This is a genomic window from Pseudomonas sp. BIGb0558, from assembly GCF_024807515.1.
In the GTDB taxonomy this organism is placed as follows: domain Bacteria; phylum Pseudomonadota; class Gammaproteobacteria; order Pseudomonadales; family Pseudomonadaceae; genus Aquipseudomonas; species Aquipseudomonas yamanorum_A.
In genome coordinates this window covers 35,867-46,424 of the sequence record NZ_JANUEW010000016.1, presented here as the reverse complement: position 1 = coordinate 46,424, position 10,558 = coordinate 35,867, and the positions used below count along the sequence as shown (strand labels likewise).

Annotated in this window: 10 protein-coding genes and 1 pseudogene; 7 read left to right on the top strand and 4 right to left on the bottom strand. The window is 56.4% G+C overall.

Going from position 1 to position 10,558, the window contains the following annotated elements; all coding sequences use genetic code 11:
• Nucleotides 1-634 precede the first annotated feature (634 nt).
• Together M2400_RS33415 and M2400_RS19430 are read left to right on the top strand one after the other, a co-directional pair.
• Entirely contained in the window at nucleotides 635-2,131 is a 1,497-nt protein-coding gene (locus M2400_RS33415) for a methyl-accepting chemotaxis protein (RefSeq protein ID WP_310503537.1), read from the top strand.
• A 192-nt stretch (nucleotides 2,132-2,323) separates the two neighbouring features.
• Complete coding sequence (locus tag M2400_RS19430) at nucleotides 2,324-3,070, top strand: BPL-N domain-containing protein (RefSeq protein ID WP_259197643.1); 747 nt, start codon at nucleotides 2,324-2,326, stop codon at nucleotides 3,068-3,070.
• 18 nt (nucleotides 3,071-3,088) lie between these two features.
• On the opposite strand, the gene M2400_RS19425 is transcribed toward M2400_RS19430, so the two are convergent.
• The 3 genes from M2400_RS19425 to M2400_RS19415 form a co-directional block, all read right to left on the bottom strand.
• Complete coding sequence (locus tag M2400_RS19425) at nucleotides 3,089-3,562, bottom strand: hypothetical protein (RefSeq protein ID WP_259197640.1); 474 nt, start codon at nucleotides 3,560-3,562, stop codon at nucleotides 3,089-3,091.
• Nucleotides 3,563-3,604: 42 nt separating this feature from the next.
• Nucleotides 3,605-3,868 carry a hypothetical protein gene (locus M2400_RS19420; RefSeq protein WP_177019859.1) on the bottom strand — a complete coding sequence of 88 codons (264 nt, stop codon included), beginning with the start codon at nucleotides 3,866-3,868 and terminating at the stop codon, nucleotides 3,605-3,607.
• Nucleotides 3,869-4,046: 178 nt separating this feature from the next.
• Nucleotides 4,047-4,613, bottom strand: a complete 567-nt coding sequence (locus M2400_RS19415; protein WP_259197636.1) for a TetR/AcrR family transcriptional regulator — start codon at nucleotides 4,611-4,613, stop codon at nucleotides 4,047-4,049.
• 169 nt (nucleotides 4,614-4,782) lie between these two features.
• On the opposite strand from M2400_RS19415, the gene M2400_RS19410 reads away from it, so the two are divergent.
• The 3 genes from M2400_RS19410 (at nucleotide 4,783) to M2400_RS19400 (ending at nucleotide 7,644) form a co-directional block, all read left to right on the top strand.
• Complete coding sequence (locus M2400_RS19410) at nucleotides 4,783-5,571, top strand: SDR family oxidoreductase (RefSeq protein ID WP_259197635.1); 789 nt, start codon at nucleotides 4,783-4,785, stop codon at nucleotides 5,569-5,571.
• Between the two features lie 134 nt (nucleotides 5,572-5,705).
• Nucleotides 5,706-6,704: an NADP-dependent oxidoreductase gene (locus M2400_RS19405; RefSeq protein ID WP_259197632.1), complete on the top strand. Its 999-nt coding sequence runs from the start codon at nucleotides 5,706-5,708 to the stop codon at nucleotides 6,702-6,704.
• 127 nt (nucleotides 6,705-6,831) lie between these two features.
• Entirely contained in the window at nucleotides 6,832-7,644 is an 813-nt protein-coding gene (locus tag M2400_RS19400) for an oxidoreductase (protein WP_259197630.1), read from the top strand.
• Nucleotides 7,645-7,720: 76 nt separating this feature from the next.
• On the opposite strand, the gene yiaY is transcribed toward M2400_RS19400, so the two are convergent.
• Entirely contained in the window at nucleotides 7,721-8,869 is a 1,149-nt protein-coding gene (gene yiaY, locus M2400_RS19395) for an L-threonine dehydrogenase (RefSeq protein WP_259197629.1), read from the bottom strand.
• A gap of 180 nt (nucleotides 8,870-9,049) precedes the next feature.
• Here yiaY and M2400_RS19390 point away from each other — a divergent pair.
• Together M2400_RS19390 and M2400_RS19385 are read left to right on the top strand one after the other, a co-directional pair.
• Nucleotides 9,050-9,526: pseudogene (locus M2400_RS19390) on the top strand (GNAT family N-acetyltransferase); the annotation flags it as partial.
• A 280-nt stretch (nucleotides 9,527-9,806) separates the two neighbouring features.
• Entirely contained in the window at nucleotides 9,807-10,352 is a 546-nt protein-coding gene (locus M2400_RS19385; protein WP_177076956.1) for a GNAT family N-acetyltransferase, read from the top strand.
• Nucleotides 10,353-10,558: the final 206 nt, after the last annotated feature.

The window sequence follows — 10,558 nt, the reverse complement described above, 5'->3', positions numbered from 1 at the left end:
AATGAGGCTATTCAAGCCCATATAGGTGGCTGATAAGGTCGAAGGAAATACGTGGTCGACCTAGCGCGCTTCCACACCTGCATGCCCCATGGCGATCTTCTGAGTAGCGGGTTACAAGCCGGCCTGGGTGATTTTCACAAGCTCGTGGCCAACTGTGCCGGCGGACATCCATGATGTACGAAGCAAAAAGCGCTGACGCTAAACGACTCGGTAATTACTTGAGCACCACCAGATTCCGGTCAAATTTGCAGTGCTGATAGCCGCATCTGGAATTGAAGGTCTCCTCGAACGTCTGCTCTTGGCCGATTCTGTTGAAAAGTCGGTTTTTTCAGAATGCCGTAGGATGGATCGGTGAAAGCGCCTTTTCGGCACGCTTCTACGTGAAATCTCAGCCTGAAAGGCTATGCGGACATTCAGGATTTCAATCTCCGACGCGTACTTTCTGCTTTAGAAAACACGGCCGACTTTTTCAACAGAATCGGCCGTTAACAACCTAAAGCCCCACCCAACACCGCCGATAACCTCCTACCACCAATCAACCCCCACTCCCCTGCACCTGATTCGCTCCCCGCATGCCCGTATGGCACGTCGCATGCTTGCCTCACCCCGGCCCGCCCACATGGAGTACGAGTGAATGCCTGCCCAAGCCCGTTTCGTCGAGCACTACCGCAAAGCCGACCGCATCATGCTCGCCCTGATCTGGCTGATGGCCCTGTTCTCCCTGGGCCTGGCGTTCTGGCACGACACACTGCTGCAAGCGCTCTTCATAGGCGGCGGCACCAGCGTGGTGCTTACCCTGGCCTATCGCGTCATCGGCGGCACTCGCCTGATGCGTTGCGCACTTGGCATCGGCCTGATGGTGATGGCGGCACTGCACATCAACCAAGCCGAGGGTGTCATCGAATCGCACTTCGGTATCTTCGCGCTGCTGGCGGTGCTGACGTTCTACCGTGACTGGCTGCCTATCCTGGTGGCCGCCGTCACTATCGCTGTGCATCACGTGGTGTTCCATGCCTTGCAGCACCAGGGTTTCCCGGTGTTTGTGATGGAGCATCACGGTGGCTGGAGCATGATTTTCGTCCACGCGTTCTACGTGGTGATGGAGACGGTCGCCCTGCTCTACCTCGCGGTGCACAGCCAGACCGAAGCGGTAGAAAGCCAGGAAATGCTCGAAAAAATGCTCGCCGTCACCACCCGGTTCAGCGGTGAGGCCGCCAAGGGCAACGCGGAAAAAGTCCATGTGTCCCTTGCCACCCGTTTCGACCACTTTCTAACCCAGATCACCGGCCTGATCGACGGTGTCGCCCGCGACTCCCACGGCCTCGGGCAACTCGGCCAGGAACTGGCCCACGCCAGCGGCACCCTGGAAACAGGCGCGCGCCACCAACTGGCGGAAATCGCGCAAATGACCGGTTCCATGCAGCGCATGGAAGACGCCATGGGTCATATCGCTGTGCACGTGGAGCATGCCGTCGAGCACGCGGGTCAAGCCAGCCAGCAGATCATCCGTGGCCAGGAAAGCGTCGGCCGCGCCCAGCAGGAAATCACCCAACTCGCCACCCGCCTCCACGACACCAACGAGACGGTGCAAGGGCTGGCCGTGCAGGCCGAACAGATCGGCTCGGTGCTGGAGGTCATCAACAGCATCGCCAACCAGACCAACCTGCTGGCCCTCAACGCCGCCATCGAAGCCGCCCGCGCGGGTGAGCAAGGGCGCGGGTTTGCCGTGGTCGCCGATGAGGTGCGCAGCCTGGCGCAGCGCACGGCGGTGTCGACCCAGGAGATCAAGACAATTATTGAAGGGTTGCAACACGGCAGCCGGCGGGCGGTTGAAGCCATGCACGACAGCCGCCAAGGCGTGGAGCGCTGCGTGGAAGACAGCCAAGTGGCAGTGGAGATGCTGCGGGCGGTGGGCAATGATATTTCGCAGATTGATCAGCTGAATGGGCGGATTGTGTCGACCACTCGGGAGCAATCCACGGCGAATGTGGAAATTGTGGGGCGGCTGCAGTCAGTGCAGAGCATCGCGCAGAATACGGCGCAGGATGTGGAGACGCTGGCCCGGAGCAGCGAGCGCTTGCCACCGATTGCGGTGCGGCTGGATGCGCTGGGGCGCCGGTTTCATCAGTGAGTGGGAGCATGGGCCGGCGTTTGATTCAAGCCGACAAATAGGGGGCAGACCGCCATTGTTTTAAATGGGGTCTGACCCCGATTTTTCCTCAACCGATTTACAAATGTTAACGCCTTCAAACGGCTATTAGCTTTAGGCTTTGACTCGCAAAGTCCGAATCGCCCCCATCAGCTTCAAGATGACTCTACAACCATGAATCTGCATGCCATCGCCGCGACGTTTTTTGCGTTGTTCACGCTGCTTCCTTACTCGGTGCACGCCGCAACACCCATCACCCATGTGGCTATCTACCGAGGCCCCGCGGGCTGCGAGGGATGTTCAGAGAATGTTAAAACAGCCCTGCTGCGCGTCCTCCCGAATTCCCGGATTGACTTTGTAGGTGCAGATGAATCGATCGACATCACGCCGCAAAGCCTCGCGCATTATGACCTCTACGTTCAACCCGGCGGCGGTCAGGACATCCCTGCGGCGCTTGATAGTTTGGGGGATGCGCGGGTGCAAGCCATTCGTAACTTTGTCGCCCAGGGTGGGCGCTACCTGGGGCTGTGTATGGGCGCTTATCTTGCCGATACCAGCAACTTTGGCCTGATACCTTACGACCTTGATTCAGAGGCGGGCCGGCCTGGGTTTGAGGTCGCGGGCATTGCAGACGCGGCGGTGCAGGTGGTGTGGGATGGGAAACCCGATAGCGTCTTTTATCAGGATGGGCCTTACTTTCCCAAGCCTGACGCGACCGTGCCTTCTTCTACCATTGCGACCTACCAGAATGGTGATGTGGCGGCAGCGCGTTACACGTATGAAAACGGGGTCGTGGTGCTGAGTGGCCCGCACCCTGAGGCGGATCGGGAGTGGTTCGAGAAGGCGGATATTCCCTTGAGTGAGATGCCGCGGGGTGAGCTTTTTGGGGCGTTAGTGCGCAGCATTGAGGGCCGCTGGTAGGGGGCACAGAAGCCTCGCTTAAAGGGATGTCTCAGGCAGTCGGTATCTGACGCCTGCGCTGGGCAAAAATGCCTTTGCATCAAAAACAGCCCACGCACTGCCCCATGGGAACGTCTCTGTGCCGCTCTCGAAAGACCGGGATAGCTGTTGCATCAACGCGTTTCGGAGTAAGGCGACGTCCCGCTCAACTGACGCTTGTGAAGGCCACACATTGCGGGTGGCCTCGTTCGAGTTGGATAAGCCTAAATGGACTTCCATCAAACGCCCCGCATAAAAACACAGCGCAAAAGAGCCTGGAATACCGTTGATGTTGATGCCGCTGTACGAGTTCCACACGTAACCATTTCCATGATCCAGTTCCGACAGATAGAACGGTGCCAGTTCCGCCACAGCCGTATCTGCGGTGAGGGTGCTGTCGATCACAATGCAGGACTCATTTCGCTGAATTCGGATGGATCCGTCGTGCGGGGAGATGATGAGTTCCGGATTCAAACGGGATGCTCCAGGCAACTGAAAAAGCATAGGGGCAGCTAGCTACTTACCCAGGTTTTGATTCATCAAATTGTCCAGTACAGGAAATTTGGTGGCCGCCTGCCATTCGCGTAAATGTTTGCAGCCTTCATCATTGAGCTCGGCAAGGTTGCTGCGTGCGTCGCATATCGTGAACCATTTCTGTCGGAGAGATGGATACTTTACAAACTCTTCCCGGGTAGGCGGTTGGTTAGTGGACAAACGCAAAACTGACAACACTAAAAGGGCAGACACGCCGATACTGATAGAGCCGTTTTTATAATTCATATCAACTTCCGCAAATGAGGATCCCCGACCCCATCGCCGAACTAATGACCGAGGTTAAATGCTTGGGGCGTTGGGCGACTATAGAAGATAAATGGATCGGTAAAAGATCCATTTTCGACGCATTTTATAGGGCCATTTCGCTGACAATCCCAAACACTCAGCGGCGTTTTTTCTCACTCTAAGGCAATGACGCCACTATCTCGGCACGACAAATTTCCAGTATTTCATCCGCGAGTGGAGAGTCATCCGGGCACGCCCGCGACAACATGACTGCACCGATTGCATGCGCCAGCAGATCGATCATTTTTGCTCGCGCCTCTTGCTTCGTCGTATCCGGACCCACCTGGTACTTTTCCTCGAGGGCTGCGAGCGTGTTTTCTACCCCATTGGCAAAGGTCGCCTTTAGCTCATCCGACTGGCGGGCAGCGTCGCCACACAGCGCTGCCATCGTGCATCCACCGCCCCTGCCGTCTCGGTGTTCTCGCGATACATAAAAATTTACGAACTGCGCAACATCGAGGTCGCTGGTGCTGGCTAACGATTGCGAAAGGCTATTTTCCGCTGCCTCGGCCATCAAATCAGCCTTGGAACCGAAGTGTTTGTAGAAGCCTCCCTGGGTAAAACCAGCCGTGGCCATCAGCTCCGCCACACCCACACCATCGTAGCCGCGCTCACGAAACAGCTCTGAAGCCGTTTCCACAATATGAGCCCGGTTGGCGAGTGATTGCGTTTTGGTGATCTTCATTTCGCGCCCCTGTGTCGCCTGAACAATGGCCCTCACTATACTCTGATGTCGACCATAATCAAAACCGTTGACGTCTTTGATTATGACTGACATCATAAATCCATCGCCGCATGCCTTCCAGGCAATACACCTGAATCGCCCTTCAACACCCACAGCAGAGAATCAAGCCATGAGTACTCCTACCACCGTTCTCATCACCGGCGCCTCCACTGGCATCGGCGCCACGTATGCCGAGCGCTTCGCACAACGCGGGCACGACCTGGTACTGGTAGCCCGCGACAAGAATCGTTTGGACGCTCTCGCCGCGCAACTGCGTGAAAAACACAATGTCGGCATCGATGTACTTCAGGCTGACTTGACTCAAAGCAGCGACTTGCAGACCGTTGAGACACGCCTGCGCGATGATGCCAGCATTGGCATCCTGGTAAACAATGCCGGCGCCGCGCAATCCGGCAGCTTTGTCGAACAGTCCACCGACAGCGTTGCTCAGTTGGTTACGCTCAACACGACTGCACTGGTGCGGCTTGCCAGCGCTATCGCACCACGCCTGGCACAAGCGGGTGACGGCGCTATTATCAACATAGGTTCAGTGGTTGGCCTGGCGCCCGAGTTCGGCATGACGGTCTACGGTGCCACTAAAGCCTTTGTGCTGTTTCTATCACAAGGTATGAGCCTGGAATTGACGCCCAGAGGTGTCTATGTGCAAGCCGTCTTGCCAGCAGCCACTCGTACCGAAATCTGGGAGCGGGCAGGCATCGACATCAACACTCTGTCTGACGTCATGGAAGTGGGAGATCTGGTCGATGCGGCGCTGGTTGGCTTTGATCGTCGCGAGCCGGTGACGATTCCCCCCTTGCAGGATGGTGCCCGCTGGGATGCCTTGCAGGCTGCACGTCAGGCCTTGCTGTCGCAGATCCGGCAATCCGATGTCGCCGAGCGATACAAAGCCAAGGCATAAAACCCTGGTGAAGCAGGCGCTGGTAATAGAGCGCCTGCAACGGCCTACCTCAGTTGCAGCTTTTCGACCCGCATCACGGGGCCAATATAACCATTCAAGTTAGTCCCATTCAAAGCGATGAGAGTTGAATCAATATGAAGGCATTTTCAATCGATCGTTACGGCAAAAAGAATGGGCACATCAGCGAGGCGCCTACCCCTGAAGTGGGTGCCCATGACGTTCTTGTTCAGGTGCATGCCGCCAGCGTCAACGTGCTCGACTCGAAGATCAGCACCGGCGAATTCAAGCTGATTTTGCCGTATTCATTTCCGTTGATATTGGGTAATGACCTGGCGGGAGTGGTCGTGAGTACAGGGGCCTCAGTGCGGCGCTTCAAGCCGGGTGATGAGGTTTATGCACGCCCACCTGAAAAGCGCATAGGCACATTCGCCGAGCTGATTGCGGTGCACGAAGACGCCCTCGCGTTGAAACCTGAAAACATCAGCATGGAAGAGGCAGCCTCTCTCCCGCTGGTTGCGCTGACGGCTTGGCAGGTGCTGGTTGAAACCGCCAGGCTGAAACAAGGCCAGAAGGTGTTTATCCACGCCGGCTCCGGTGGCGTCGGCAGCCTCGCCATCCAGTTGGCCAAGCATCTGGGCGCCTTCGTTGCGACAACCACCAGCACAAGTAATGTGGATTGGGTGAAGGCACTAGGAGCAGACGTCGTCATCGACTACAAGAAGCAAAATTTCGAAAGCGTTTTGCAAGACTATGACGTCGTATTAAATAGCCTGGGCGCTGATCAGTTGGAGAAGTCGCTTACCATTCTGAAGCCGGGTGGTCAGCTCATATCGATCTCGGGGCCGCCGACTCCACAGTTTGCCCAAGAGCAAAAGTTGCCCTGGGTACTGGGCCTGGTTATGCGTATGTTGAGCAGCGGCATCCGCAGAAAGGCACGCAAAAAGGATATCAGCTATGGGTTTGTGTTTATGCGTGCCAGTGGTGCCCAACTGGATAAGATCACGGCGCTCATCGAGTCCGGAATTATAAAGCCGGTGATTGACCGAACATTTCCTTTCGAGTCGACAGCCGACGCCTTGAGCTATGTCAAACAAGGAAGGTCAAAGGGCAAGGTCGTTATTAAAATAAAATAACTAATCCTGTCACTCCATGATCATTGTTCTGATTGAGTGACGCGACTTGGCAATAACTTATTCACCCCACTATTAGATGCATTCAAAAAACCGCCTATATCCAGCCATTGTGGCATTGGAGTATCAAATGCGTACATCTCCCGAAAGAACCGCGATAGTAACCGGTGCGTCATCTGGTATTGGTCACGCTACTGCTGAGGCTCTGGTTCGGGCTGGATATACGGTGTTTGGCACGAGCCGCAAGGGCGGCGACGGTCCAACGCAGGTGTCCATGCTCACTTGCGATGTGACAGACAGTGAATCTGTCAGCGCTCTAATTTCAACCGTACTCGCTCAGACGGGGCGGATCGACCTGTTGGTCAATAATGCCGGCGTCGGCCTACTGGGTGGCGCGGAGGAATTCTCGATTTCACAGGTGCAGGCACTGTTCGATGTCAATCTGTTCGGCGTCATCCGCATGACCAATGCGGTATTACCGTCGATGCGGCAACAGGGCCAGGGGCGCATCATTAATATCGGATCGATTTTGGGATTAGTACCCGCGCCTTACTCCGCTCATTATTCAGCGGTCAAACATGCTCTAGAGGGCTATTCGGAATCTCTTGATCACGAGGTTCGTGCCTTCAATATTCGAGTTTCGGTTATCGAGCCCGCATTTGTGCGAACCGTCTTCGATCAGAACGGTATTGAACCGGATTCACTATTAAAGGAGTACGACCAGGCTCGAGCCGGGTTCAAAGCGTTGCTAAGCGATGTGATGCCGAAAGCCGATCTGCCAGAAGTCGTGGCGGCTGTAGTCGTGAAAGCAGCGAGCGATGTTCGCCCCAAGCATCGCTACACCGCCGGGAACGCCGCGAAGCAAATCAGCCTACTGCGCCGTTTTGCTCCCGCAGGATTTTTTGACAAGAGCTTACGCAAGCAATTCCGCCTCCCGGTCTGACGGACAGCGCCCAAACCAAAACGCCCCACACTTCAACCGAAGGCGGGGCGTTTTCTCTCACGTCACTTCACATCAATCACATCGCCGTATGAAAGATCTGCTCAATCTCGTCCTGAGTGGCAGGACGCGGATTGGTAAAGCCGCAGGCATCTTTCATGGCATTGGCTGCCAGGGTCGGAATATCGTCAGCCTTGACGCCCAACTCGACGAGGCCGCTCGGAATTCCCACATCCGCCGACAGTTTGCGGATAGCCGTAATCGCCGCCGCAGCGCCCTTCTGCGCATCCAGATGCTGAGTCTCAACCCCCATCGCATGGGCGATGTCTTTAAACCGGGCCGGGCCTACGCTGGCGTTGAAGCTCGACACATGGGGCAGCAGGATCGCGTTGCACACGCCGTGAGGCAGGTCGTAGAAGCCGCCCAGTTGGTGCGCCATGGCGTGCACATAACCCAGCGACGCATTGTTGAAGGCCATGCCGGCAAGGAATTGCGCATAGGCCATGTTTTCCCGGGCGGTCATGTCGTTACCCTGGGCAACGGCGGTGCGCAGGTTGGCCGAGATCAATTCGATGGCCTTGAGTGCGCAGGCGTCGGTGATCGGCGTGGCCGCTGTCGACACGTAGGCTTCCACCGCGTGGGTCAGTGCGTCCATGCCGGTGGCGGCGGTCAGGCCTTTGGGCATGGCGGCCATCAGCGAAGGGTCGTTGACCGATAACAGAGGTGTGACGTTGCGGTCGACGATGGCCATTTTCACGTGGCGGACTTCGTCGGTGATGATGCAGAAGCGGGTCATTTCACTCGCCGTTCCGGCGGTGGTGTTGATCGCGATCAGTGGCATTTGCGGCTTGGCGGATTGGTCCACGCCTTCGTAGTCACTGATGTGCCCGCCGTTGGCGGCGCACAGGGCAATGCCCTTGGCGCAGTCATGGGGTGAACCGCCGCCCAGGGAAATAATGAAATCGCAGTCGCTGCGGCCCAGCAATTCAAGGCCTTTCTCGACATTGCTGACGGTGGGGTTCGGTTTGGCGCCGTCAAACAGGGTGGAGTCGATGTCTTGCTGGGCCAACAGGCCGGCGACCTTGGCAGCCACGCCGGCTTTGGCCAGGCCGGCATCGGTGACGATCAGGGCTTTGCGGAACCCGTACTTGCGGATTGCGAGCATCGCCTCGTCGAGGCTGCCAATGCCCATCATGTTCACGGATGGAATGAAGAAGGTGCTGCTCATGATAATTCCTCTTTTTATTCTGGAAACGCGGGAGTCAGGTGAGGTTTTCTACTCATATCGCAGGGGGTGCGGTGCGTCTTGTTGTCATCGTTGACGATCACGAAGCTGAGCCTAAACCTCTGGCGCCAGGCCGAAATGGTCCTTTAGCGGGCATTGGCTCCTCCTTTAGTACTGGGTGAGTGGACGCACCTGCAGCTGATGTGCCCTATCGAGAATGCGGTGTTGAATCCCCAATCATTCGACATCGAAGAGGCCACTTCAGATTCTCTTCCGGAGTTCGCAGCGGTTCATGCGAGTAGCTTTCATACCAAGCCAGAACATCGTCAGTTGAGCCAGGCTTCGTTTGCAGGGCTGATGTCAAATGATCGTCTGAAGATCTACGTCCTTAAAGCTGATGGGCAGGTCGTTGCAGGCGCGTTGATGTACCTGGCCAGCAATGGTGTTGCCTACCTGGGGACGGCGGCTACCCGAAAAAATGCACGAGGCCTGGGCTACCACGGAGCGCTGATATCTCACCGGATAGAGCAAGCAAAGAAGCACGGCAGCCTTGTGGTCGCCGCGACAGCGCTTCCCGGTTCGCAGAGTCGGCGTAATTTGCAGCGCACTGGGCTGGCGCCATCTCATGCTCAGGCGCTGTATCGTTTGGCAGGTGGTTGAAAGATGTCGGTGCGGGGGCGTTTGCTAATGGCCGACAATGGCCTTTCGTGGCCGCTTTATGACGGCAATTCAACAGCAGCTCTCGCTTAGGGGAAATTAGGGGGGCAGACACTATTATTAAACGTCGTCTGACCCACAGAGGGCGCTTTCCAACCGGAAAATAAATCCGTCCATTTTTCTACAGTGATGGCCCCCTCAATACCCGTCACATTGGATCTTTCTTTATCAAACTGCCGCTCTAGACTGGCTCCATCCCCCTTGGCCACTCGGAAAGAACCCCATGTCCGCCCACGACTTCGATTGCCAACCCGATCTGCGCGGCAGCACACTGAGGCTTAAACCTCTGGCAGACAGTGATCTTGACGCTATGTTTCAGGCAGCGGCTGATCCACACATCTGGGACGGCCATCCCGCCAGGGATCGTTATAAACGCGATGTGTTCGAGGTGTACTTCGCCTCTCTACTCGCCACGAAGAAAGCGCTCGCGGTCACTGATATTGCCTCAGGGGATATCGTTGGCACATCAAGCTACTACACGCCGCCGGATCTACCGAACAGCATAGCCATCGGCTTTACCTTTCTGGTGCGTGCGAAGTGGGGTGGCGATGCCAACCGCGAGCTTAAGCAGTTGATGCTGGAGCATGCATTCCGGGCTTACGACATCGTCTATTTCCACATAGCGCCTACAAACATTCGTTCGCAAACGGCCACGCTGAAGTTGGGCGCAGTGCATTTGTATGACGCCGAACTGAAAATATCCGCCAAGCCGGCCTTGGCGAAGTGTTACGGACTGACGCGCGCTCACTGGGAGGCATCGCTGAGGTGAAAGGCGCGGTCACTCATCTACGGATGTTCCAACCCAAAACCTGAATCGCCCCGAGTTTAGTAGACGCTTTAGATGTCTGCATCTGGCCGTTTTCTGACTCTCACGACGTGCAGAAAACGGCCAAAAGCTGCCGCTCACCTAAGATAAATTTCGAACGTCCCAACGCCTCGAATGAGCCCCTCGTAGCCGCAAAACAAAGCCTGTTA

What these genes read in the sequence shown, in the direction of transcription:
- M2400_RS19400 (WP_259197630.1), top strand. Translation starts at nt 6,832, where the DNA reads ATGCGTACATCTCCCGAAAGAACCGCGATAGTAACCGGTGCGTCATCT.
- M2400_RS19430 (WP_259197643.1), top strand. Translation starts at nt 2,324, where the DNA reads ATGAATCTGCATGCCATCGCCGCGACGTTTTTTGCGTTGTTCACGCTG.
- M2400_RS33415 (WP_310503537.1), top strand. Translation starts at nt 635, where the DNA reads ATGCCTGCCCAAGCCCGTTTCGTCGAGCACTACCGCAAAGCCGACCGC.
- M2400_RS19385 (WP_177076956.1), top strand. Translation starts at nt 9,807, where the DNA reads ATGTCCGCCCACGACTTCGATTGCCAACCCGATCTGCGCGGCAGCACA.
- M2400_RS19420 (WP_177019859.1), bottom strand. Translation starts at nt 3,868, where the DNA reads ATGAATTATAAAAACGGCTCTATCAGTATCGGCGTGTCTGCCCTTTTA.
- M2400_RS19410 (WP_259197635.1), top strand. Translation starts at nt 4,783, where the DNA reads ATGAGTACTCCTACCACCGTTCTCATCACCGGCGCCTCCACTGGCATC.
- M2400_RS19415 (WP_259197636.1), bottom strand. Translation starts at nt 4,613, where the DNA reads ATGAAGATCACCAAAACGCAATCACTCGCCAACCGGGCTCATATTGTG.
- M2400_RS19405 (WP_259197632.1), top strand. Translation starts at nt 5,706, where the DNA reads ATGAAGGCATTTTCAATCGATCGTTACGGCAAAAAGAATGGGCACATC.
- yiaY (WP_259197629.1), bottom strand. Translation starts at nt 8,869, where the DNA reads ATGAGCAGCACCTTCTTCATTCCATCCGTGAACATGATGGGCATTGGC.